The organism is Pontixanthobacter sp. (genome assembly GCF_049682855.1).
Classification (GTDB): domain Bacteria; phylum Pseudomonadota; class Alphaproteobacteria; order Sphingomonadales; family Sphingomonadaceae; genus Pontixanthobacter.
In genome coordinates, this window is record NZ_JBAUIK010000013.1 from 20,387 (window position 1) to 41,760 (window position 21,374).

The window sequence follows — 21,374 nt, forward strand, 5'->3', positions numbered from 1 at the left end:
CGAAATTCTGCTTTCCCAATGCTGCTACTTGAACCGGAAAGTCAGCAAAACGGCCCAACTTCCGTCCACACGAAATTCCGAACTAAAAGTAATCAGCCGCGCCCCGCCTCCGTCTCTGCGATATGGCGCAGTCTTTGCTTTAGGGTGCAGACACAGCTTGGCCGAGGCCGGTGGGCAGAAACCACTCGCGCCACACGTCCTCGTAAAGGTTAGACAGATGCGACAGACAACGCCAGAGCTCGAACACGTCCTGTTGCTTCATATGCTCGAAAAACTCTTCATTGCGAAAGCTCTCTGGCACCGCGTCCTCGAGAAGTGTGATGCAGCCCGGTTGCCCGGTCGCCAGAAACTGCCGAAGCCGCGAGCCGTAATATGAGATTAACTCACACATCTCCGTGTCGTCCCAGAAATCGTAAGGGATGATCCGCTCGGCGAAATAGCGTGCGAGGGGCCGCCAATCGCCATTGTCGCGGTGCTGAAGCTCGGAATACTGATACCGGAATCTTTGGAACGCAGCGAGCAGCTTGGCGCGCTTTCCGTACCAGCGGAGGCCGGCCAGTCCCGCTTCGGACGCCATTTCCGTCCAAATCGGGACATGGATTACACGCGACCGCGCTTTCCGAAAATCGACGTGCCGGGGAATCAGGATCTTGTCGATATAGTCGTTGAGGCAGACGTAAGAACAACGTTGGCGGGAGAGATCGGCGACCACCAACAGCACCGGCACACCGATTCCCATGCGTTCGACAGTAATGAGCTCGCTCATTTCGAGCTGAATCCGATAGGTTTCGATCGTGCCGATCTTATCCTTTCGGTTGAGCTGCTCAGGGCCCTTTTCGACATTGGAGCGCCCATAGATGTCGAGTGAATACACATCAGGCTCAGTCAGGCTTTTAAGCTGGACGAACACATGCTCGCCCAAAGTTTCATAGGTTGCGACTCTGGTTGCCGAGCTACCGGGGTCGGCCGTCTTGAAAGTCTCGATCGTAAAGTCGAGCCCGTAATCGGGGCGATATTCCCGCAGCAGCCAGTGGCGCGGCAGATTCGCGCGCAGTAAACTGATCCCGTCCTGATCGATCAGATGCTGGTCCGCTCTTCTCTTTCCAACCGACATGGCAACGCAACCTCTTCCTCTCATGTTTCGATCCAGACCTATGCTCAATCGGCACGATGATTACCGCTGTGAATCAAACCGCATTCGCGTAGATTGCGATCGGCAGCTTGAGGGCTCAACTGGACACCCAACCCAGACACTAAACGACCAGCTCTGGTCGCGGGCAGCCGTCTATGAGGATTGATTGAAAGGCAGCTATCTGCCCCTCGTTGGCTGGAACCCGACGTTCTGCATACGGCCCACACTTCGACACGGCGCTTGATCCATTCTGAGCACAGCCGCCAACGGTCTTGAGACTTGTTCAACCTAGAGCCTCTCTCGCCTCTGCCAAATCGATCCGCGCGTCATAGGAGTGCTTGCGTAGGAGGTGCAGCAGGTTCGCTCCGTTAAGAAGAGAAAGGGGCTTCGATGTTGTGAATCTGTGCGCATCGGGACCGAAATCCGACGTCGTCACGAGAATCCCCTTGGTAGCTCCTTCATTCATGACGGTCCCATATAGGTCCCGGACGGCAGCGACACCGACGGTCCGGGTGTAACGCTTGGCCTGGATCACGATCTTGCCGCCGCTAATGGGGTCGGGATCGAATGCGATCGCATCGACGCCCTCATCGCGGCTTGATTGCGTAACCTTGACCTCCCCGCCACGCGAATTGAATTCCTTCTCGAACAACTCGCGGATCAGGTGCTCGAAGTCTTCCCAATCCATGGCTGCCAGGTTGACCGACGCATCAAGCGTATCGGCAATCTCGCGGCCATCGACAAAGCGGCGATCGCTTTTGTCGATCGTGATTATTGGCGGGATAGGTGCCAGCGCGGCCAATGAAGCAGCGGAGACGCCACTCAGCGCCTTGAAGCAGGCCTTGGGTTCAACACGCGCGAGATCAATCTTCTCGAACTCGGTTCGCGAACACAAAACGGAAAGAATGCAGTTGCGATTCGAAAGCCCATTGGCGGGGTTAATAGCGGTCACGAAGCCATTGAACGCCACGTTCTCGATGTTTTTGAATTCATCTGCTTCGAGAACCTCGTGAATGCTCCGCAAGGCAATCTGGTATATCGTGTCGTCGAAAAGATCCTTCCGAGCTTTGGCGGCAAGCGGGGTTTCCTTTAGCTCGCCGGTAGCTCGTACGAACCGGACGGTTTTCACGGTCGGGAGATCGTCTGGGTTCGGCATTTCGTATTCGACCAGCAAAATCTTGTCTTGGGATCGATAATCGAGGACGAACTCCTTTTCGATGAGGCCGTGATAGTCCGAGGCCTCCAAAACGAGAGAAGCGTGTTCCATCACCGCTTCTTCGTGTCCCTCTCGCAGGGATCCAATCAGCTCTTCAATCGCCTGATTATGTTCTGCAACCTCTTTCTCATGCGCCGCCTTGTCCTCAGCATGTTTGGCGAGGAATGCAGACTTTTCCAGCTCGTAGGCGACAACTGACTTTTCGTGCGCATCCTTCCACGCCGCTTCGCGTCGTTGCCATTCCTCCATTCGAACAGCGTGGGACTCTTCAGCTTGCTGAATGAGGCTCGCCTTCTTGCCGAACAATTTGTCCCAGAAGGTGACCTTCGGCTCTTCGTAAACGGGCGCGTCTTCACGTTCGAGTTGAGGGCGCGGGCTGTCGAACGTGTTTGAACGCGCGAATGAATCTTTTCTGCGAAGTTCTTCCCAATCCACCGTGTCGTCGATCTTGAGCGTGTGCGACAGGATATTCGAAAGCTGGTCGCGTTCCAGTTCAGCCTGAACAGTGAGGCGTTCTGCTTCGGCTTTTCCGTCGGCGAACATGGTTTTCACATTGTGCTTGTCGGTCTTCTCATCCCATGACGACAGAAGCGCATTCGCCTTCTCCTGCAAGATGGGCAGGTCCGGGGCTCCAAGCTCGCGGTGAAGGTTCAAGGTTCGATGACGAAAGTCGATGTAGTAGCGGAGGATGCGATCGCCCCTCGCGCTCCATTTGACGTTGAGATCACCTACCGAAATGTCGCTGAGATATCGGCTTTCGACTGTGATGCCTGCCATGACGCCCCCTTCAATAAACTGCAATTCGCAACCGAATTAAAACCTGTCCTCTAGATCAATCCGGACGGACTGGAATGCCCCGGATCTTTCCACTCAATAGATTAGCGTGGTCCGAAACTACATTGACCATTAGACTGCACTTCTGATTCAATATTCGAATTCTGAAAGAGGTAAAGCAGATGACGAAAATCAAGGGTAAAAATGACGGACCCGGCGGTCGCAACGAGCATTATGAAATCGGAAATCGAAAGAACGTCCCACGGCGCAACGCGGTGGCAGAGGTCAAACGTGGCGAGCATCCCGGTGCACACGTGGTGAAGATTAACAACCGCGAATATGTGCGTGACAATCCGGACAACTCGAGAAAGGACAACGTGAACCGGAACAAGTGACCGTTGCATTGGAGGGGTGCCATTCTTTGTGCAGACCGATGCTGCGATCCATGCGCGGAAAAGAGCCTCGTCGTCTCAGTCATTATACCGGAAGCCGCAACAAGCTGCGAGGTTCGCCTGAGACCGGCACTGAGGGTCCGCTTCCACGTAGTCCCACGCCAATACCAGACAGACCGCTACCGGCCCACTTTCCGCCGATCCTTTCTTCTTTTTCGCCATGGCACGCCACTCGCAATTCCTTGTTGCCTGACGGCAATCTGATGCCTTCTTAATCCGCCTCGCAAGCGCAGCCGATGGTCGGTTGCCGCAATCCGGGGCAGCCCATGAGTGTCATTCCGATACGATCCGAAGCTTCATCGCGCGGCGCGCGCATGTTGCGCACGGCTTTGGGCGTAGAGATTGCTCGCTGGCTCGAAGAACCCGCAGTGATCGAGGTCATGCTCAATCCCGACGGTCGCCTGTGGGTCGACCGTCTGGGTGAAGGCCTTGCCGCAACTGACTGTCTTATGGGCGCCGCCGATGGCGAGCGCATCATTCGTTTGGTCGCGCATCATGTCGGTGCCGAGGTTCATGGCGGGGCGCCGCGCGTTTCGGCGGAGCTGCCCGAAGGCGGTGAACGCTTCGAAGGCCTGCTTCCGCCTGTAGTTGCCGCACCCAGCTTTGCCATTCGCAAGCCTGCGGTCGCAGTGTTTACGTTGGCCGACTATGTCGCCGCGGGCATCATGGCCGACTGGCAGGCCAATTTGCTCGCCGACGCCGTTGTGTCGCGGAAGAACATCCTGGTCGCTGGCGGCACTTCTACTGGTAAGACCACGCTTACCAACGCATTGCTCGCCAAGGTTGCTTCCAGCTCTGATCGTGTTGTCCTTATCGAGGATACGCGCGAGCTGCAATGCGCCGCTCCCAATCTCGTGTCGCTGCGGACCAAGGATGGCGTGGCCACCTTGTCCGATCTGGTCCGCTCTGCCTTGCGGCTGCGACCGGACCGCATTCCGATTGGCGAGGTGCGCGGCGCAGAGGCCCTCGATCTGCTAAAGGCTTGGGGCACCGGGCATCCGGGCGGGATCGGCACGATCCATGCCGGGACAGCGCTCGGCACGCTGCGGCGGCTCGAACAGCTGATCCAGGAAAGTGTGGTCACCGTGCCGCGCGCGCTGATCGCCGAGACCATCAACGTTATCGCTGTGCTCGTGCGTGATGGCACCGGTCGGCGGCTCGCTGAACTGGCCGAGGTCCGCGGGCTCGATGCTGCCGGCGAATATGTCCTTGCACCCCTTTCCCCAACTCAAGGAGACCCTTCGTGATCCATGCCTTCTCGCGGGCGCGTTCGCGCCTGTCCGCTCTTGTTCTTGGCAGCTTTGTCGCACTGGCAGTCGCGACACCCGCCCATGCCGCCGGTTCGTCCATGCCATGGGAAGCACCGCTGCAGGCGATCCTTGAATCGATCCAAGGCCCGGTTGCCAAGATCGTCGCGGTGATCATCATCATCGCCACCGGTCTGGCGCTGGCATTCGGGGATACCTCGGGCGGGTTCCGGCGGCTGATCCAGATCGTGTTTGGCCTGTCGATCGCCTTTGCCGCATCGTCCTTCTTCCTCTCCTTCTTTTCCTTCGGCGGCGGGGCGCTCGTCTGATGGAGAGCGGCGCATCCAGTTTGCCCAATGGCTTCGTGGTCCCGGTCCACCGCGCGCTGACCGAGCATATCTTGCTGGGCGGCGCACCGCGCGGGCTCGCGATCGCCAATGCAACGCTGGCCGGAGCCATTGGTCTGGGCCTGCAGTTGTGGATCGCTGGGCTCGTTTTCTTCGCGCTCGGTCACATGGTGGCGGTCTGGGCAGCGCGGCGCGATCCGCAATTCGTGGACGTGGCCCGGCGTCATCTGCGCTTTCCTGTTCATTGCGGGGTGTGAGGGATGCTGAGCTTGCGCGAATACCGAAACAAGGCCGACCGGCTCGCTGACTTCCTACCCTGGGCAGCGCTGGTCGCGCCCGGAGTGGTGCTCAACAAGGACGGCAGCTTTCAGCGGACGGCGCGCTTTCGTGGGCCAGACCTCGACAGCGCCACGCCTTCCGAACTGATCGCAACCACCGCGCGGCTCAACAGCGCATTGCGGCGGCTGGGCTCTGGCTGGGCGATCTTCGTCGAAGCCGTGCGCCGACCTGCGCTTGACTATCCGGTCTGTGACTTTCCCGATCCGGCATCGGCGCTGGTCGAGCGCGAACGCGCCGCGCAGTTTGCCGAGGAAGGCGCGCATTTCGAGAGCCGCTATTTCCTTACTTTCCTGTGGATGCCGCCCGCCGAGGACGCCGCGCGTGCGGAAAGCTGGCTCTACGAGGGCAAGGCCGAGAAAGGCGTCAATCCGCGCGAACTACTCGAAGGCTTTATCGACAGGACCGACCGGCTGCTGCGCCTGTTTGAAGGTTTCTTCCCCGAAGCCCACTGGCTCGATGATCACGAGACGCTGACCTATCTGCACAGCTGCATCTCGACGCAGGTGCAATCCGTCCGTGTTCCTGAAACCCCAATGCATCTCGATGCACTGCTCGCCGACGAGCCGCTCACTGGCGGGCTCGAAACGCGTCTTGGCACGGCGCATCTGTGCACGCTCAGCGTGATCGGCTTTCCGAGCGCGACCTTTCCCGGCCTGCTCGATGAACTCAACGCACAAGGGTTCGCCTATCGCTGGTCGACCCGTGCGATCATGCTCGACAAGAGCGATGCCACACGGCTGCTTTCCAAGATCCGCCGCCAGTGGTTCGCCAAGCGCAAATCGGTTGCCGCGATTCTCAAAGAGGTGATGACCAACGAGGCTTCGGTACTGGTCGACAGCGACGCGGCCAACAAGGCCGAGGATGCCGATACGGCCCTGCAAGAACTGGGCGCCGACCATGTCGGTCTGGCGCTGGTCACCGCGACCGTCACCGTCTGGGACGAGGATGCCGCGCTCGCAGCCGAAAAGCTGCGTCTGGTGGAAAAGGTCATCCAGGGCCGCGATTTCACCTGCGTGACCGAAGGCATGAATGCGGTCGAGGCCTGGCTCGGATCACTGCCGGGTCATGTCTATGCCAATGTCCGCCAACCTCCGATCTCGACGCTCAATCTGGCGCATATGATGCCGCTATCGGCGGTTTGGGCTGGGCCGGAAAGCGATGCGCATTTTCGTGCACCACCGCTGTTCTATGCGAAGACCGAAGGCTCGACCCCGTTCCGCTTTTCGCTGCATGTCGGCGATGTCGGACACGGTCTGGTGGTTGGCCCGACCGGGGCGGGCAAATCGGTGCTGCTTGCCATGATGGCAATGCAATTCCGCCGGTATGATCGCTCGCAAATCTTCGCCTTCGACTTTGGTGGCTCGATCCGGGCGGCGGCGCTCGCCTGTGGCGGTGACTGGCAGGACTTGGGATCAAGCCTTTCAGAGGACGGCGACGAGGCCGTGATGCTGCAACCGCTCGCGCGGATCGACGAGCCAGCGGAACGAGGCTGGGCGTCGGAGTGGCTGCAGGCGATCCTTGCTTCCGAAGGTGTTGCGATCGATCCGGTCACCAAGGACCATCTCTGGTCGGCACTGACCTCGCTATCGACCGCGCCAATTTCCGAACGCACGCTCACGGGCCTCGCCGTCCTGCTTCAATCGCAGGGCTTGAAGCAGGCACTCGCTCCCTATTGCATCGGCGGGCCATTTGGGCGCCTGCTTGATGCCGAAAGCGAGCGGCTTGGCGAAGGCAGCTTCCAGGCCTTTGAGACCGAGGGGCTGACCGGTTCGGCAGCGGCCCCCGCAGTCCTGTCCTATCTCTTCCACCGGATCGAAGGGCGGCTCGACGGGTCGCCCACGATGATCATCATCGATGAGGGCTGGCTGGTGCTCGACAGCCCAGCCTTTGCCGCGCAATTGCGCGAATGGCTCAAGACCCTGCGCAAGAAGAATGCCAGCGTCGTCTTCGCCACGCAGAGCCTTGCCGATATCGAGAGTTCAGCGATTGCGCCGGCGATCATCGAAAGCTGCCCAACCCGTATCTTCCTGCCCAATGAGCGCGCGGTCGAACCGCAAATCCTGAGCATCTATCGCCGCTTCGGGCTCAATGATCGCCAAATCGAAATCCTCAGCCGGGCAACCCCCAAGCGCGACTATTACTGCCAGTCAGCGCGCGGCAACCGTCTGTTCGAACTGGGTCTGGGAGAGGTCGCGCTCGCCTTCACTGCCGCCTCGTCCAAAAGCGACCAGCTCGCCATAGCGCGGATCATCGAGAATTCCGGCCGCGCAGGTTTCGCCGCCGCCTGGCTGCGCCATCGCGGTCTCGACTGGGCCGCCGACCTGCTCGGTGCCCCCGAACAAACCTCCCTGACCCCCAGCCCCCAACAAGGAGACCTCCCATGATCCCCCGTAAATACCTCCGCAGCATTTTGACCGGTGTCGCGCTCGCCTGCGCAGGCTCCGGCGCTCTCGTGTCCGCGCCTGCCCACGCGCAGTTCGGCGGCATTGTCTATGATCCGACGAACTATGCCCAGAACGTGCTGACCGCTGCGCGCACGCTTGAGCAGATCAACAATCAGATCCGCATGCTGCAAAACCAGGCCAACTCGCTCGTCAACGAGGCGCGCAATTTGCAGAGCTTGCCGCTTACCGTGCTTCAGCCCTTGCAGGACCAGATCCGGCAGACCCAGCAATTGCTCCAGCAGGCGCAGCGGATCGCCTACGATGTGCGCGAAATCGAAACGACCTTCGATGCCCAGTACAAGAATATTCCGCTGGGTGCCTCGCAGCAGGCGATGGTCAATGGCGCCGAGGCGCGTTGGCAGAACAGCGTGGCCGGCTTCGAAGATGCGCTGAAGGTCCAGGCAGGCGCGGTCGCCAATCTCGAAGGCTCGCGCGCGGCGGTCAGTGAACTGGTCAGCGCCAGTCAGTCAGCTACCGGCGCCTTGCAGGCCGCACAGGCGGGCAACCAATTGCTGGCCGTGCAGGCAGGCCAATTGGCCGATCTCACTGCCACGCTGGCGGCGATGAGCCGGGCGCAGGCGCTCGATGCTGCCGAAAGCGCAGCAGCCAAGGCTCAGGCGCGCGAACAGCTGCGGCGCTTTCTTGCCAATCGTCCGCACTACCTGCCCAGCGGTTCGAAGTAATCGGCCATGGATAGCAAGCTCCTCGCGCGCGTCGGTGCCGCCGTCTTCGTCGGCCTCGCCTTCGCTATGACGCTCGTGCAAATGCGCGAGGAGCCTGCCCCGCGCGCGGACTCCGTGCCAATCGCATGGGTGCCCGACGGCGACCCGTTACCCTTACAGATCAAGGCCTGTGCAGAGATGGGCGAGTTGGCGCTGTCCTCACCCGATTGCCGCGCGGCCTGGGCCGAAAAGCGGCGGCGCTTTCTGGGTGTGGATCATCCCGATGCCTATTCCGGGCTCGCTGATCCTGCGCCGCCGGACGCGCCTGACCTCCCGGTGCCAGCCCCGGTTGGCGAACAGCGAGGGAAGGACTGACATGGGCGGCACCGGCGTCGTCGATCGCTTCCTTGCGATCTTCTCCCAATATATCGACAGCGGCTTCGGCCTGCTCTCTGGCGAAGTCGCCTTCATCGCGACCACACTGATCGTGATCGATGTGACGCTAGCCGCCCTGTTTTGGAGCTGGGGCGAGAATGACGACATCATCGCGCGGCTCGTCAAGAAGACGCTCTTCGTCGGCATCTTCGCCTATATCATCGGTAACTGGAGCGCGCTCGCCAACATCATCTTCAACAGCTTTGCCGGTCTCGGCCTCAAGGCCAGCGGGTCAGGGCTGGGTGCCGCTGACCTTCTGCAGCCAGGCCGGGTTGCGCAGGTCGGGATCGATGCTGCCTGGCCGCTGATCGAATCCATCGCCGATCTGATGGGCTATGTCGGCTTCTTCGAGAATTTCCTGCAGATCATCATTCTGCTGCTCGCCTGGGCGGTGGTGATCATCGCCTTCTTTATCCTCTCGATCCAGCTCTTCGTCACGCTGATCGAGTTCAAGCTGACCACGCTGGCTGGCTTTATCCTCATCCCTTTCGGTCTGTTCGGCAAGACCGCCTTCCTAGCCGAACGCGTGCTCGGCAATGTCGTTTCTTCGGGCATCAAGGTGCTGGTGCTGGCCGTGATTATCGGCATCGGCTCGACGCTCTTTGCTGAATTTACCAGCGCGATCCCCGGCGAGCCAACCATCGAGGATGCGCTGGCCATCGTGCTTGCAAGTCTGACCCTGCTCGGCCTAGGCATTTTCGGTCCCGGCATCGCCAACGGCATCGTCGCTGGCGGGCCGCAACTGGGAGCCGGCGCTGCAGCAGGCACGGCTTTGTTAGCGGGCGGCGCGGCAGTGGGCGGTATCGCCGGGGCCAAGCTGGCCGGTGGCGCTGTCGCCAGCGCCGCCTCGTCGGTTGCGCAAGGCACCTCGCGCGCCGCGGGCGGAGCAACCATGGCCTATGCCACCGGCTCCGCAGGCAAGAGTGGCAGTGCAGCGGTTGCAGGCGGCATGGCCGGGGTCGGCCGCGCCGCCAGAGGCGCGGCCATGTCGCCGCTGCGCAAAGCGGCAGATAGCGCCAAAAGCAATTTCCGCGAGGGTGCACGGGCGTCGGTCGGCAATATGGGCGGACGCATCGTGCCTGCACCAGGCAGCACGCCCTCCGGCCCGCAGCCCGAAAGCGGCCCGCCCGCCTGGGCCAAATCCATGAAGCAGCGCCAGAGCCTCGGCCACTCGGCCTCGCTCGCCGCGCACACTGTGCGCTCCGGTGACGGACACGGCGCAGGTTCCTCGATCGACACCAAAGAGAAGGACTGACCTCTCATGTTCAAACGCCCCTCGATCCGGTACGGCAAGACACCGCAACCCGAGACGCCCTATCAGCGCGCGAGCCAGGTCTGGGACGAGCGCATCGGCTCGGCCCGCATCCAGGCGAAGAGCTGGCGCTATGCCTTCTTCGGCGCGCTCGGCCTATCAGCAGCGCTGACCGGCGGTCTCATCTGGCAGAATGCGCGCGGCACCATCGTCCCGTGGGTGGTCGAGGTCGACAAGCTTGGCGAAGCGCGCAGCGTCGCGCCTGCCAATGCCGAGTTCGCACCAACCGATCCGCAGATCGCCTTCCACCTTGCCCGCTTCACAGAACATGTCCGCGCCATTCCCGACGATGCCATCGTCGTGCGGGAAAACTGGCTCAGAGCCTATGACTTCGCGAGCGACAAGGGCGCGCTGGCACTCAATGACTATGCGCGCGCCAATGATCCTTTTTCCGTGATTGGACGCGAACAGGTGGCCGTCGATGTCACCAGCGTGATCCGTGCTTCGCCGCGAAGTTTCCGGGTGGCCTGGGTCGAGCGCCGCTACCGCGACGGCGCGCTCGCCGAGACGAGCCGGTGGACCGCGATCCTCGGCATCACCGTGCAGCCGCCTAACAATCCCGATGCGCTCACCAAGAATCCACTCGGCATCTTCGTCACATCCATCAACTGGTCAAAGGAGCTCGGCTGATGTCCCGCTCACAAATTCTATCCCGCAAAATCTGTGTCAGCCTGCTTGGTGCCGCGTCGCTGGCGATGGCCGTTCCGGCTTCGGCGACCCCGGCCCCTTCGGCTGCGGCCATGCAGTCAGCCTTGGCAGCGCTGTTGAAAATGCGCCCGCTCACGGCGATCCAGACACCCGATGATATCCATCTCCTTTCGCGGCAGGCCTCCCCCACTGCCGCGCGCCGCTCCCGCCCGCCTGACCCCGAGGACGAGGTGGGAGCGGCAAACGATGCTGCCCGTATCCAGCCCGAGGATACAGGGTTCCAGAACGCGATCCAGCGCTATGCCTATAGCGAGGGGGCGCTATTCCAGATCTATGCCAAGCCAGGGCAAGTGACCGATATCGCATTGCAGGAAGGCGAGCAGCTGGTCGGCCCCGGTCCGGTTGCGGCAGGCGATACGGTGCGCTGGATGATCGGCGATACGCTCAGCGGCGCGGGCGCCACACAGCGGGTGCATATCCTCGTCAAGCCGACCCGGCCTGACATCACCACCAATCTCGTCATCAACACCGACCGGCGCACCTATCACGTCGAACTGCGCGCCAACGCCCGCGTCTACATGGCCTCGGTCAGCTGGTCCTATCCCGAAGACGAGCTGATCGCATTGCGCCAGTCCGAAGCGGAAGCCGCACGCACGGCGCCGATTGCGGACGGGTTCACCATCGAAAACCTCAATTTTGATTACCGGATATCGGGCGACAAACCCGATTGGCGGCCGCTGCGCGTGTTCGATGACGGCCAGCGCACGCTCGTGGAGTTCCCGCCCGACATTGCCCAAGGCGAAATGCCGCCCTTCTTTGTCATTGGCGAGGAGGGCGAGGCCGAACTGGTCAATTACCGGGTGAACGGGCGCTACCTGATCGTCGACCGGCTGTTCCAGAAGGCCGAATTGCGGCTCGGCGCAGGACGCAGGCAGGTTCGCGTCAAGATCACCAACCGCGCGCGGAGCGAGTGATGAACAGCGAGCCTGCTCCCGAACGCCCCGTCGACGCCGAATCCATCACCAGCCTGCGCGGCGAGGGCCCGCGCGTTGTGCGGCTGTCGCGCAAAGCCATCGGTATCGCCAGCGCCGTCGGACTATCGCTTGTGGGCGGAGCCTTGCTCTATGCGCTGCAGCCTGCCTCGCAAGGGGGCGAGGAGGAGTTGTTCAACACCGATGGTGTCGCGGTGGCCGATGGTCTGGCATCGGCCCCGAGGGATTATTCGCAGGTGCCAAGGCTCGGACCGCCGCTTCCCGGCGATCTCGGCAAGCCGATACTTGATGCGCAGGAGCGCGGCGCTGTTGCTGCATTACCGCCTGTCGGCGCGCAACCGCCCCCACCGCCGCCGCAGGGCATCAGCCCAGAGGAAGCGGCGCGTCAGCGGATCGAACAGGAACGCGAAGCCGCACGCGGTAGCCGCCTGTTTTTTGGCGGCGGAACGCCCGCTGCCAGTCTAGCGCAGGCGCTCCCGCCCTCCGATCCATTGCCTGCATCAGCTCAGCCTTCGGTTTCTGCCGCACAGCCTGCTTTTCTTGATCGACCCGCCGAGCGCCGCACAGTTTCGCTCGAGCGGCTCGATGCCGCACCATCGGGGACGCTGTTGCAAGCCGGTTCAGTCATCCCCGCTGCGCTCATCACCGGTATCCGCTCCGACCAGCCCGGCCTTGTAACCGCGCAAGTGACTCAAAACGTCTATGACAGCCTGACCGGACGCCGCTTGCTGATCCCGCAGGGCGCGCGCCTGATCGGCGAATACGAATCCGATGCCGGCTTTGGCCAGCGGCGCGTGCTGCTCGCGTGGAACCGGCTCATCCTTCCCGATGGGCGTTCGATCGTACTGGAACGCCAGCCCGCAGCCGATCCCTCCGGCTATGCTGGTCTCGAAGACGGGGCCGACTATCACTGGGGCGGCGTGCTCAAGGCCGCGCTGGTCTCGACCTTGCTGGGCATCGGCGGCGAGCTTGGTTCGGGGAGCGACAGCGATTTGGCGCGGGCGCTGCGGCGCGGCAGTCAGGACAGCGTCAACCGCGCAGGCGAACAGATAGTCTCGCGCGAGCTCAATATCCGCCCGACGCTGACCATTCGTCCCGGCTTTCCCGTTCGGGTGCTGGTCACCCGTGATATCGTCCTGGAAGGCGGGCAATGACCCGGCTCAAGCTTTCCGACATCACAGACGAGAAACCGGTCAAGCTCACCATCGAGATCCCCGCCCGGTTGCACTGCGATCTGGTTACCTATGGCACCGTCCTAAATGGCGGAGAGGAGCTGGGTGCACCAACACCCGAGCAGTTGGTCGCCCCGATGCTGGAGCGGTTTATGGCGACCGATCGCGAGTTTGCGAAAGCGCGGCGGAACATTCAGCCAGCGCCGGTTAGCGGATAGCGTTCATCGAGCAGCTTGAAGAAGCGGGCGAGTGCGGGATTGTCGTTGTCTTCGCGCCACCAGGCTGCAAAATCGAGATGCGCAGCACCGCTTGGGTCGGTTATCTCGCGGAACACGACATCGGGCCGGGCAGCGCCGGTCGCGCTTTCGGGGACCACGGTGATGAACTTCCCGAACGGCACCATAGCGGCGATGGTCTCTGCGCTCGTTTCCTGGGTGATGATGTTGGCCTTGAAGCCATGGCTGCCAAGTCGCTGGCGGATCACTTCGGAGATTCTGGGCCCGCTACGGTCGCGCGGCATCACAAACACTTCTTTGCGCAAATCGGTCCAGAGCAGGTTTTCATTCTCGGTTAGGCGATCTTCCTTGGACAAGACGACCATCAGCCGTTCGGACCACAGCCAGCGCTTGGTGACTCCGGGTTCCTCGATCTGGCTGGCATGGATGGCGATGTCGACGATGCGGGTTTGCAGCCCGGATAGCATGCGTTCCGGACTGGCTTCGAGCGCATCGAGTTGCACATCGGGAAAGCGTTCGAGCACATCGCCAAGCAATAGGCGCAGATTGCCGGTGCTGAGCGAGCCGGAAAAGCCGACCATCAGGCGCCCGACCTCCCCGTATCTCACGGCCTTCGCCGTCGTTAGCAGATTGTCGGCATCGGTGACGATCCGCCGCGCGACCTCGAGGAAGGCCTTGCCGGTCTCTGTCGGGACAACGCCTCTGGTCGAGCGCTCAAACAGAGTGATACCGAGGCGATGCTCGAGCGCCGATACCTTCTTGCTCAACGTGGACTGTTTCACATTGAGCTGCTTGGCCGCGCGCAGGAAGCTGGCCGTGTCTGCTGCGGTAACAGCGAAGCGAAGCTGGCGAAGGTCGATGGTCAAAGACTTCGCCCCACCTTGCCCTTAGTCATTGTTGTGGCCCCATAATTTGAACGAATGCTCCGTTTTCGGTGCTGCATACGTCATGCCATTTACCGGGGCTGAGTCAATTCACCGCACGCCCAGCACAAGCCGTCGCGCTTACATTCTGCTTACAACAACAAGCGTAATGAGCCGTGTAAGCGCCCTTGATTGGCGCCTACAGGCTATACACACTTGAATATATGAAGAAATAATGGAGCGGGCGAGGCGATTCGAACGCCCGACCCCAACCTTGGCAAGGTTGTGCTCTACCCCTGAGCTACGCCCGCTCACTAAGACGTCTCCAGTTGGCCATATCGCTGGCAACCAGCACTACGGTAAGTGAATCACCTATACCGTGTGGGGATGCGGGCAACTAGCAGCGGTTGCCAGGACCCGCAAGGCCAAAAATGCGCTTTCGGAACGGCCCCCGCCACACTCTGTCATGCTCTTCACATTGGCGCTAAGACACCCACATAGGGTGCACAAAATACTACCGAAAAGGATATGACATTGGCGAGTATGGGGCTGAATATCGAGGAACAGAAAGCGGTCGAGCGGTTCAAGACAGATGTGGTCGAACCGTCCATGACAAAACTTGTCATTCTCGACTTCTGGGCCGAGTGGTGCGGGCCGTGCAAGGCGCTTGCGCCAATGCTGGAGAAAGTCGCTGCCGACTATACCGATCGGGGCGTGGTCCTGGCAAAGATCAACGTCGATGAAGAGAAATTCATCGCGGGCCAGTTCCAGGTACAATCCATCCCCACCGTCTATGCCATGTTTCAGGGACAGCCAGTTGCCGATCTGACCCCTGCCCGCAGCGAGTCGCAAATGAAGCAGATGCTTGACGAGCTGATAGCCAAACTGCCACTCGATTCCGGGACTGGCGGTGAACCGCCAGAACAGGATGTCGGACAATTTATTGAAATGGCCGAACAGATTTTGGCAGAGGGTGATGCAGAGCGCGCTGCGAGCGTGTTTATGCAAGTGGTGCAGATGGCGCCGGACAATGCGGCGGCGTATTCGGGCGTGATCCGCGCGCTGATAGCTGGCGGACGCGGCGACGAAGCGCGCAGCATTGCCGATACTTTGACAGACGAAATGAAAGGCGACCCCGCGATCACCCAGGCTTTGACCGCGCTGGAACTTGCAGGAACCGCGGTTGATGACGGCGAACTGCAAGTGCTGCGCACCAGATTTGCAGGTGATCCCGGCGATATGGAGGCAGGACTGGCATTGGCAGAAGCCGTCTATGCTGCGGGCCAGCGAGATGAGGCCGCAGATGTGCTGCTGCGTATGGTGGAGGCCGACCGCGCATGGAATGACGGCGCAGCGCGGACCAAATTGCTGCAGATATTCGAAGCGGTTGGTCTGGAAGATCCGTGGGCTGTCGCCACACGCCGCCGCCTGTCGAAAATCCTGTTCAGCTAAGCCGATGACCAAACGGCTTTCGATTTTTCCGCTCACCGGCGCGCTCCTGTTTCCTGGATTGCAAATGCCGCTGCATATTTTTGAGCCGCGTTACCGCGCTTTGGTATCGGATGCTCTGGCGCGCGACCGCCGGATCGCGATGGTCCAGCCGCAACGTCCGGTCGAGGGCGCGCCGCTGTTCCAGATCGGCTGCGTTGGCCGGATCGGTGATGTCGAGGCACTGGATGATGGCCGGTTCAATGTCATGCTCGAGGGTGAAAACCGTTTCCGTATTATTCGCGAATTGGAAGTAACCACGCAGTTCCGCCAGATCGAGGCGGAGTTGCTTGAAGAACCCGATGATGAATATCTCAGCTCGGTAGAACGCGCCAGTTTTGAACGCGAAGCCAGACGTTTCGCTGATGCGCAGGGTTACAGTGTCGATTGGGATTCGGTTACCCGGCTGGATGACATATCGCTGATTGATGGCGTATCGCAAATCGCTCCGTTCGATCCGGCGGCCAAACAGGCGCTGCTCGAAGCAAATACGTTGAACGAACGGTGCGAATTGCTGGTTCAGCTGATGCAGTTTTTCGCCCGCCGTGACAGTGATGATGACCGGGTTACGCTGCAATAATTCAGAAGCTGGCGTTCAATCCATCAACCACGAACTGCACCGCCAAAGCGCCCAGCAATACCCCCAGAACCCGGGTAATCACTGCCTCGACCTTATTGCCCAGGAGCCGCATCAATCGGCCGGCAGCCAGCAATGCCAGAAGCGTTAGCGCGAGTACCGAACCCAAAGCGCCCAAAATTACCAGCGCATTGTCGACACCGTCATTCTGCGCGGTAAGCAGCATGACCGCCGCGATAGAGCCTGGCCCGGCGATCATCGGCATGGCCATCGGGAAAATCGATACATCCTCATATTCCGGCTTGCCGCGTATTTCATCGGCGCGCACTTCACGGCGTTCTGTGCGTTTCTCAAACACCATTTCAAGCGCGATCAGAAACAGCATGATCCCGCCTGCAATGCGGAAACTATCCAGACTGATCCCCAAAGCGCCCAGCAAACCTTCTCCAAACAGCGCGAAAACCAGCAGAATAACCGTAGCCACGAAAACGGCACGGATAGCCATGATGCGGCGTTCGCGTGCAGGGGCAGACCCGGTGAGGCTGGCATAGATCGGCGCACAGCCGGGCGGATCAATGACCACGAAAAAGGTAATGAAGGCAGAGATAAACAATTCGGTCACGGCTGCACTCGATCAATCATCTTGTAAGGCAGCGCCGGTATCAGGGATAAACCGTTCGTCCAGTGCAATTTGCCATTTTCCGCCGGAAAAATATTCAGCAACGATCCGGCGATTGCTCGCGCTATCGTGTTCCCACCGCCATGCGAGCGTCCCGTCGCGCGATGCGGCGCGAGAGGATATGACAGCTGACGTATTATCGGATGGCACATCGGATGGCATGGCTGCTGGCGGAGCGGCGGGTATGGCTGTGCCGCGTTCTGGGCAGTCAGCGACAAAACCCTTGATGGAATCGATTGCGGTCACGACGATCTCATCACCCTCGGCAGCGGGAAGCGCCGGGCGGCGGGCGGGTTGGGGGTTATCCAAAGCGGCAAGGTGATGCACCCAGCTATATTCATTTTCCCCGCTGCGCTGCCATATGCGCACAAAATCACCGACTTTGCCATCGGCGGCGCGGTACCGGCCTTTGCTGACTGCCAGACTGCCATCGCAGCTGATCCAGACATTGCGCGGTTCCCAGCTGGCGGTCTGCGCCGGATCGCGGCGGCCCCTCAGCCATGCAGCGGCCGGGGCCGGGCCGCTGGTGAGATGGATCTTGGCATCAGGCGCTGCATATTGTGCAAAGCTGCTCCATTGGCCTCTCTCGCGGGCGCGCTGTTCCATGGCCACTTCTGCGGCAACGATTTTGCTTGGCTGGCCTTCACCTGGTGCGATCGACAGCGCGCGGTCAATCCGGTCACGCGCAATGGGTCTGCCGCTTGAGCAGCCCGCGACAAGCGATGCCGCCACCGCTGCGGCAACAATCCGGTTCATATGGCACCCTCGGCCAGATCAATCGCCGCGTTGCGATGTGCCGCGACCAGCGTGTTGCGCAGCAGGACCGCGATGGTCATCGGCCCGACGCCGCCCGGAACAGGCGTAATTGCGCCCGCAGTGTCAGCCACATCCTGGTAATCGACATCGCCGACCAGGCGGCCCTTCTCCTCACCCTCTGCCGGCGGCAGGCGGTTGATGCCGACATCGATGACAGTCGCACCGTCTTTCAGCCAGTCTTTCTTGACCATGTGCGCGCGCCCAACTGCGGCCACGACAATATCGGCGCGGCGGACCACGGCGGGTAAATCCTTCGTACGGCTATGCGCGATGGTGACCGTTGCATTCGCATCCAGCAGCAATTGCGCCATCGGTTTGCCGACAATGTTGGAGCGGCCGATGACGACCGCTTCCAGGCCCGAAAGATCGCCCAGGCGGTCAGTCAGCAGCATGATACAGCCAAGCGGCGTACAGGGCACAAATCCTGACTGCCCGACAGACAAACGCCCCGCGTTGATCACGTGAAACCCGTCGACATCCTTGTCCGGGCTGATCGCGGAGATGATTGTCTGTTCGTCCAGATGCGCGGGCAAAGGCAATTGCACCAGAATGCCGTCGACTGCCGGATCATTATTCAGCTGCTCTACCAAAGCCAGCAGAGAGTCGTCGCTGGTATCGGCTGGCAAACGGTGTTCAAAACTGGCCATATTGGCGGCCACGGTGGCCTTGCCTTTCGACCTGACATATACAGTGCTGGCCGGATCATCCCCTACCAGAACCACAGCCAGACCGGCCTTGCGGCCTGCGGTATTTTCAAAATCAGCTGCTATCGCGCCGACCCGCTCGCGCAGATCGGCCGCAAAGGCTTTCCCGTCAATCCGTTCGGCGCTCATCAGCCCGTCCCTTTATCAGACAGCATTGTTCAAAATGATCATCAGCGCATTCAGTCCCAAAATCAGCACCAATGGCGAGAAGTCGAGCGCACCGGTCTGCGGCAGTATCCGCCGGATCGGGCTGAGCACAGGTTCGAGCAGCGAATTGATCGAATTATATATCTGCACCACAAACTGGTTGCCTTGATTGATCACATTGAATGCGAATAACAGTCCGATGATGAACTGGATAATGACGAGCATCACCAGCACATTGATCAGCATTCCGAGTATTTGGATAAAGGCAATCATGGATCGGTCTTTCGCAGATGAAATGGATGTCGTTGGTATATGTGATCTGATGCGGGTGTATCAACACCGTAACACAGATATCGCTATATAGTGGATTTGGCGCTGACCAATGTACCTGCACCGCGCGATGTGAAAAATTCTAGCAGCATCGCATGCGGCACCCGCCCGTCCAGCACAACCGCCGCATCGCAGCCAGCCTCCACCGCATTGACGCAGGTTTCCAGTTTCGGGATCATGCCGCCGGTAATTGTGCCGTCTTCTTTCAGGGTCGCAACGTCATCGGGCGACAGATCAGTCAATAGCTGGCCCTGCCTGTCCAGCACGCCCGCCACATCGGTCAGCAGGAACAGCCGCGCTGCGCCCAGTGCCGCTGCGATCGCGCCCGCCATAGTATCGGCATTGATGTTATAGGTTTCCGCATTGGCGCCCGCACCGATCGGCGCGATGACCGGGATCATGCCCGATGCCACCACCGTATCGATGATCGTGGTATCGACTTTGGCTGGCTCGCCAACAAAACCCAGATCAATCACCCGTTCGATGTTGCTTTCCGGGTCGCGCGTGCTGCGCTGCGCCTTGATGGCGGTTACCAGCCCGCCATCCTTGCCCGAAATGCCGATGGCTTTGCCGCCTGCCTGCGCAATCCAGCTGACCAGCTCCTTGTTGATACTGCCTGAAAGTACCATTTCGGCGACTTCCGCCGTGGCCTTGTCAGTCACGCGCAAACCGTCGATAAATTCGCTTTCGACACCAAGTTTGGTCAGCATCGCGCCAATCTGCGGGCCGCCGCCATGTACCACCACCGGATTGATCCCGACCGCGCGCAGCAGCACGATGTCTTCGGCAAATTCGCGCGCCGCTTTGGGGTCGCCCATTGCATGGCCGCCATATTTTACCACAAATGTCCGCCCGGCATACCGCTGAAAATAGGGCAGCGCCTCAATCAGCGTTTCCGCTTTGGTCAGCGTAGTCGGGTCAGAAGTGGCGGCGCTCATCGCGAAATCCTTTGCGGGGTGTGTGCTCGCCGTCTAGCGGCTCGATCGCGCGGGGGGAAGTGAGCGCGCTACGTAGCCGTCCTTAATTCTTTGGCGAGGGCTTCCCGGTAAAATCGGGAAGCATGGCGCGCTCCTTCTCAAATAACGGGGTAATTCCTTTCCGCAGATCACGCCGGCGTAAACCAAGCGGTCTCAGCAGCTTTGTATGGGCGGTGTGTGCGCTAAGTCTCGCAACATTCTCGGCAGCGTTTTTATGGGACGGCGGGCCAGCGGTTCTGGCCGTGCCGGCAAAGCCCCCCGCGCCTATGGCTGACCCACCTATGGCTGACCCCCGGCTGCCTGAACCACCGCTAGCTGACCCCCTGCTGACTGACCCCGTGCGCGCAAACTTCAGCACCTGCGGATATGGCGAACGGATCACATGTGTGGTGGACGGCGATACGATCTGGCTGGAGCGGATCAAAATACGCATCGCCGATATCAACACGCCCGAAACATTCAAGCCTGATTGCCCCGCCGAGAAAGCTCTAGGCGACCAGGCGACAGTGCGGCTGGTACAATTGCTTAACCAGGGACCGTTCGATCTCCGGGCGGTTGACCGCGATGAAGATCGGTATGGCCGCAAGCTGCGCGTGATCACGCGCGGCGGGCAGTCGCTGGGCGCAGAACTGGTGCGCGAGGGGCTGGCCGAGCGATGGAATGGTCACCGCCGAAACTGGTGTTGATCATCCGCAGCAGCAGCTTTCCCGCAGCGCCTTTTTCTGGGACAGCGCAGAATGGTTAGAAAGATCAAACCGCCGCGCTTTCACACCAAACCGCTGCGCAGAACGCGGCGCCGTGGCGGCTCTGGCTGGCGCACGGTCAGGGCGCTGCTGACGCTGCTGATTGCTTTGGCGATTGGCGCAATATTCATGCATTTTTCCCAAACCAGCGGTGACTGGCAGATGGCGGATACCCGCTTCACCCTATGCGCAGATCGGTCTTCCGTGGCATGCGTGATAGATGGCGACACGATCATGATCGGCAGACGCAAAATCCGTATCACCGGCTATAACGCGCCAGAGATGGACGGCCAGTGCCCCGCGGAAAGCGCGCTGGCCCGCCGGTCGCGCGATGCGGTGCTGGACTGGCTAAATGTGGCCCCGTTTCTGATCGGTGGCGGCGATGATCCCGCCTTTGACCAATATGGCCGCGAACTGCGCGAGTTGCGGCGCGGGGATGAATTCCTGGCGGACGTGATGATCGATCGCGGATTGGCGCAAGGCTCCGGCTGGGGGACTGTGCGCGGCGGTTGGTGCGAATAGCGGTACTGCGCCCGCTCTTCCCACGCGCCAGCCATAGCGTTACAACGCCCATCAGTTTCGAGGAGGGTAAGAACGATGTCCGCCGTAAGATCGCAGCCGTGCACAGGGCTGCCCAATATT

General features: G+C 60.7%; 24 protein-coding genes and 1 tRNA gene. 16 read left to right on the forward strand and 9 right to left on the reverse strand.

Annotation, left to right across the window (positions count from 1 at the left end; all coding sequences use genetic code 11):
• Nucleotides 1-139: 139 nt before the first annotated feature.
• Together WA922_RS08580 and WA922_RS08585 are read right to left on the reverse strand one after the other, a co-directional pair.
• Entirely contained in the window at nucleotides 140-1,114 is a 975-nt protein-coding gene (locus tag WA922_RS08580; RefSeq protein ID WP_424771286.1) for a DUF4365 domain-containing protein, read from the reverse strand.
• Between the two features lie 301 nt (nucleotides 1,115-1,415).
• On the reverse strand, nucleotides 1,416-3,125 hold the full coding sequence (locus WA922_RS08585) for a restriction endonuclease (protein ID WP_424771287.1): 1,710 nt from the start codon (nucleotides 3,123-3,125) through the stop codon (nucleotides 1,416-1,418).
• A gap of 179 nt (nucleotides 3,126-3,304) precedes the next feature.
• On the opposite strand from WA922_RS08585, the gene WA922_RS08590 reads away from it, so the two are divergent.
• The 12 genes from WA922_RS08590 (at nucleotide 3,305) to WA922_RS08645 (ending at nucleotide 13,390) form a co-directional block, all read left to right on the forward strand.
• Entirely contained in the window at nucleotides 3,305-3,517 is a 213-nt protein-coding gene (locus WA922_RS08590) for a DUF3892 domain-containing protein (protein ID WP_424771288.1), read from the forward strand.
• A gap of 323 nt (nucleotides 3,518-3,840) precedes the next feature.
• Nucleotides 3,841-4,821 (forward strand): P-type conjugative transfer ATPase TrbB, encoded by a 981-nt coding sequence (gene trbB / locus WA922_RS08595; protein WP_424771289.1) that lies wholly within the window; start codon nucleotides 3,841-3,843, stop codon nucleotides 4,819-4,821.
• Complete coding sequence (locus WA922_RS08600; protein WP_424771432.1) at nucleotides 4,821-5,150, forward strand: TrbC/VirB2 family protein; 330 nt, start codon at nucleotides 4,821-4,823, stop codon at nucleotides 5,148-5,150. Before trbB ends, WA922_RS08600 begins: the two co-directional genes overlap by 1 nt.
• Nucleotides 5,150-5,425 (forward strand): VirB3 family type IV secretion system protein, encoded by a 276-nt coding sequence (locus WA922_RS08605; protein WP_424771290.1) that lies wholly within the window; start codon nucleotides 5,150-5,152, stop codon nucleotides 5,423-5,425. Before WA922_RS08600 ends, WA922_RS08605 begins: the two co-directional genes overlap by 1 nt.
• A gap of 3 nt (nucleotides 5,426-5,428) precedes the next feature.
• Nucleotides 5,429-7,891, forward strand: a complete 2,463-nt coding sequence (gene trbE / locus WA922_RS08610; protein WP_424771291.1) for a conjugal transfer protein TrbE — start codon at nucleotides 5,429-5,431, stop codon at nucleotides 7,889-7,891.
• Nucleotides 7,888-8,634, forward strand: a complete 747-nt coding sequence (gene trbJ / locus WA922_RS08615) for a P-type conjugative transfer protein TrbJ (protein WP_424771292.1) — start codon at nucleotides 7,888-7,890, stop codon at nucleotides 8,632-8,634. Before trbE ends, trbJ begins: the two co-directional genes overlap by 4 nt.
• 6 nt (nucleotides 8,635-8,640) lie before the next feature.
• Complete coding sequence (gene trbK-alt / locus WA922_RS08620; RefSeq protein ID WP_424771293.1) at nucleotides 8,641-8,988, forward strand: putative entry exclusion protein TrbK-alt; 348 nt, start codon at nucleotides 8,641-8,643, stop codon at nucleotides 8,986-8,988.
• A gap of 1 nt (nucleotide 8,989) precedes the next feature.
• A complete protein-coding gene (trbL, locus tag WA922_RS08625; RefSeq protein WP_424771294.1) occupies nucleotides 8,990-10,303 on the forward strand; it encodes a P-type conjugative transfer protein TrbL in 1,314 nt (437 codons plus the stop codon).
• A 6-nt stretch (nucleotides 10,304-10,309) separates the two neighbouring features.
• On the forward strand, nucleotides 10,310-10,990 hold the full coding sequence (gene trbF / locus WA922_RS08630) for a conjugal transfer protein TrbF (RefSeq protein ID WP_424771295.1): 681 nt from the start codon (nucleotides 10,310-10,312) through the stop codon (nucleotides 10,988-10,990).
• A complete protein-coding gene (gene trbG / locus WA922_RS08635) occupies nucleotides 10,990-11,982 on the forward strand; it encodes a P-type conjugative transfer protein TrbG (protein WP_424771296.1) in 993 nt (330 codons plus the stop codon). The genes trbF and trbG overlap by 1 nt, the downstream gene beginning before the upstream one ends.
• Complete coding sequence (locus tag WA922_RS08640; protein ID WP_424771297.1) at nucleotides 11,982-13,154, forward strand: TrbI/VirB10 family protein; 1,173 nt, start codon at nucleotides 11,982-11,984, stop codon at nucleotides 13,152-13,154. Before trbG ends, WA922_RS08640 begins: the two co-directional genes overlap by 1 nt.
• The gene (locus WA922_RS08645) at nucleotides 13,151-13,390 is read left to right on the forward strand and encodes a DUF2274 domain-containing protein (RefSeq protein WP_424771298.1); all 240 of its coding nucleotides are present in this window, start codon (nucleotides 13,151-13,153) and stop codon (nucleotides 13,388-13,390) included. Before WA922_RS08640 ends, WA922_RS08645 begins: the two co-directional genes overlap by 4 nt.
• Here the strand turns inward: WA922_RS08645 and WA922_RS08650 are convergent.
• Together WA922_RS08650 and WA922_RS08655 are read right to left on the reverse strand one after the other, a co-directional pair.
• Nucleotides 13,366-14,274, reverse strand: coding sequence for a LysR family transcriptional regulator (locus WA922_RS08650; RefSeq protein WP_424771299.1), 909 nt, complete (start codon nucleotides 14,272-14,274; stop codon nucleotides 13,366-13,368). The genes WA922_RS08645 and WA922_RS08650 overlap by 25 nt on opposite strands.
• A gap of 233 nt (nucleotides 14,275-14,507) precedes the next feature.
• A tRNA-Gly gene (locus tag WA922_RS08655) sits at nucleotides 14,508-14,582 on the reverse strand.
• A gap of 232 nt (nucleotides 14,583-14,814) precedes the next feature.
• Between WA922_RS08655 and WA922_RS08660 the strand changes: the two genes are divergently transcribed.
• Nucleotides 14,815-15,723 carry a tetratricopeptide repeat protein gene (locus WA922_RS08660; protein ID WP_424771433.1) on the forward strand — a complete coding sequence of 303 codons (909 nt, stop codon included), beginning with the start codon at nucleotides 14,815-14,817 and terminating at the stop codon, nucleotides 15,721-15,723.
• A gap of 4 nt (nucleotides 15,724-15,727) precedes the next feature.
• Nucleotides 15,728-16,339: an LON peptidase substrate-binding domain-containing protein gene (locus WA922_RS08665; protein ID WP_424771300.1), complete on the forward strand. Its 612-nt coding sequence runs from the start codon at nucleotides 15,728-15,730 to the stop codon at nucleotides 16,337-16,339.
• 1 nt (nucleotide 16,340) lies between these two features.
• Here WA922_RS08665 and WA922_RS08670 read toward each other — a convergent pair whose 3' ends face one another.
• The 5 genes from WA922_RS08670 to argB form a co-directional block, all read right to left on the reverse strand.
• Nucleotides 16,341-16,958, reverse strand: coding sequence for a MarC family protein (locus WA922_RS08670; protein WP_424771301.1), 618 nt, complete (start codon nucleotides 16,956-16,958; stop codon nucleotides 16,341-16,343).
• Between the two features lie 12 nt (nucleotides 16,959-16,970).
• Nucleotides 16,971-17,771, reverse strand: a complete 801-nt coding sequence (locus WA922_RS08675) for a hypothetical protein (protein WP_424771302.1) — start codon at nucleotides 17,769-17,771, stop codon at nucleotides 16,971-16,973.
• Complete coding sequence (gene folD, locus WA922_RS08680; protein ID WP_424771303.1) at nucleotides 17,768-18,664, reverse strand: bifunctional methylenetetrahydrofolate dehydrogenase/methenyltetrahydrofolate cyclohydrolase FolD; 897 nt, start codon at nucleotides 18,662-18,664, stop codon at nucleotides 17,768-17,770. Before folD ends, WA922_RS08675 begins: the two co-directional genes overlap by 4 nt.
• A 15-nt stretch (nucleotides 18,665-18,679) precedes the next feature.
• The gene (locus WA922_RS08685) at nucleotides 18,680-18,955 is read right to left on the reverse strand and encodes a YggT family protein (protein ID WP_424771304.1); all 276 of its coding nucleotides are present in this window, start codon (nucleotides 18,953-18,955) and stop codon (nucleotides 18,680-18,682) included.
• An 83-nt stretch (nucleotides 18,956-19,038) separates the two neighbouring features.
• Complete coding sequence (gene argB, locus WA922_RS08690; RefSeq protein ID WP_424771305.1) at nucleotides 19,039-19,950, reverse strand: acetylglutamate kinase; 912 nt, start codon at nucleotides 19,948-19,950, stop codon at nucleotides 19,039-19,041.
• A 305-nt stretch (nucleotides 19,951-20,255) separates the two neighbouring features.
• On the opposite strand from argB, the gene WA922_RS08695 reads away from it, so the two are divergent.
• Nucleotides 20,256-20,675, forward strand: a complete 420-nt coding sequence (locus tag WA922_RS08695) for a thermonuclease family protein (RefSeq protein ID WP_424771306.1) — start codon at nucleotides 20,256-20,258, stop codon at nucleotides 20,673-20,675.
• A gap of 51 nt (nucleotides 20,676-20,726) precedes the next feature.
• Entirely contained in the window at nucleotides 20,727-21,254 is a 528-nt protein-coding gene (locus WA922_RS08700; protein ID WP_424771307.1) for a thermonuclease family protein, read from the forward strand.
• Nucleotides 21,255-21,374 lie beyond the last annotated feature (120 nt).

What these genes read in the sequence shown, in the direction of transcription:
- WA922_RS08585 (WP_424771287.1), bottom strand. Translation starts at nt 3,125, where the DNA reads ATGGCAGGCATCACAGTCGAAAGCCGATATCTCAGCGACATTTCGGTA.
- WA922_RS08685 (WP_424771304.1), bottom strand. Translation starts at nt 18,955, where the DNA reads ATGATTGCCTTTATCCAAATACTCGGAATGCTGATCAATGTGCTGGTG.
- trbF (WP_424771295.1), top strand. Translation starts at nt 10,310, where the DNA reads ATGTTCAAACGCCCCTCGATCCGGTACGGCAAGACACCGCAACCCGAG.
- WA922_RS08695 (WP_424771306.1), top strand. Translation starts at nt 20,256, where the DNA reads ATGGCTGACCCACCTATGGCTGACCCCCGGCTGCCTGAACCACCGCTA.
- WA922_RS08665 (WP_424771300.1), top strand. Translation starts at nt 15,728, where the DNA reads ATGACCAAACGGCTTTCGATTTTTCCGCTCACCGGCGCGCTCCTGTTT.
- WA922_RS08700 (WP_424771307.1), top strand. Translation starts at nt 20,727, where the DNA reads ATGGTTAGAAAGATCAAACCGCCGCGCTTTCACACCAAACCGCTGCGC.
- trbJ (WP_424771292.1), top strand. Translation starts at nt 7,888, where the DNA reads ATGATCCCCCGTAAATACCTCCGCAGCATTTTGACCGGTGTCGCGCTC.
- WA922_RS08660 (WP_424771433.1), top strand. Translation starts at nt 14,815, where the DNA reads ATGGGGCTGAATATCGAGGAACAGAAAGCGGTCGAGCGGTTCAAGACA.
- WA922_RS08605 (WP_424771290.1), top strand. Translation starts at nt 5,150, where the DNA reads ATGGAGAGCGGCGCATCCAGTTTGCCCAATGGCTTCGTGGTCCCGGTC.
- trbB (WP_424771289.1), top strand. Translation starts at nt 3,841, where the DNA reads ATGAGTGTCATTCCGATACGATCCGAAGCTTCATCGCGCGGCGCGCGC.
- argB (WP_424771305.1), bottom strand. Translation starts at nt 19,950, where the DNA reads ATGAGCGCCGCCACTTCTGACCCGACTACGCTGACCAAAGCGGAAACG.
- folD (WP_424771303.1), bottom strand. Translation starts at nt 18,664, where the DNA reads ATGAGCGCCGAACGGATTGACGGGAAAGCCTTTGCGGCCGATCTGCGC.
- trbE (WP_424771291.1), top strand. Translation starts at nt 5,429, where the DNA reads ATGCTGAGCTTGCGCGAATACCGAAACAAGGCCGACCGGCTCGCTGAC.
- WA922_RS08645 (WP_424771298.1), top strand. Translation starts at nt 13,151, where the DNA reads ATGACCCGGCTCAAGCTTTCCGACATCACAGACGAGAAACCGGTCAAG.
- WA922_RS08675 (WP_424771302.1), bottom strand. Translation starts at nt 17,771, where the DNA reads ATGAACCGGATTGTTGCCGCAGCGGTGGCGGCATCGCTTGTCGCGGGC.
- trbK-alt (WP_424771293.1), top strand. Translation starts at nt 8,641, where the DNA reads ATGGATAGCAAGCTCCTCGCGCGCGTCGGTGCCGCCGTCTTCGTCGGC.
- WA922_RS08590 (WP_424771288.1), top strand. Translation starts at nt 3,305, where the DNA reads ATGACGAAAATCAAGGGTAAAAATGACGGACCCGGCGGTCGCAACGAG.
- WA922_RS08580 (WP_424771286.1), bottom strand. Translation starts at nt 1,114, where the DNA reads ATGTCGGTTGGAAAGAGAAGAGCGGACCAGCATCTGATCGATCAGGAC.
- trbL (WP_424771294.1), top strand. Translation starts at nt 8,990, where the DNA reads ATGGGCGGCACCGGCGTCGTCGATCGCTTCCTTGCGATCTTCTCCCAA.
- trbG (WP_424771296.1), top strand. Translation starts at nt 10,990, where the DNA reads ATGTCCCGCTCACAAATTCTATCCCGCAAAATCTGTGTCAGCCTGCTT.
- WA922_RS08640 (WP_424771297.1), top strand. Translation starts at nt 11,982, where the DNA reads ATGAACAGCGAGCCTGCTCCCGAACGCCCCGTCGACGCCGAATCCATC.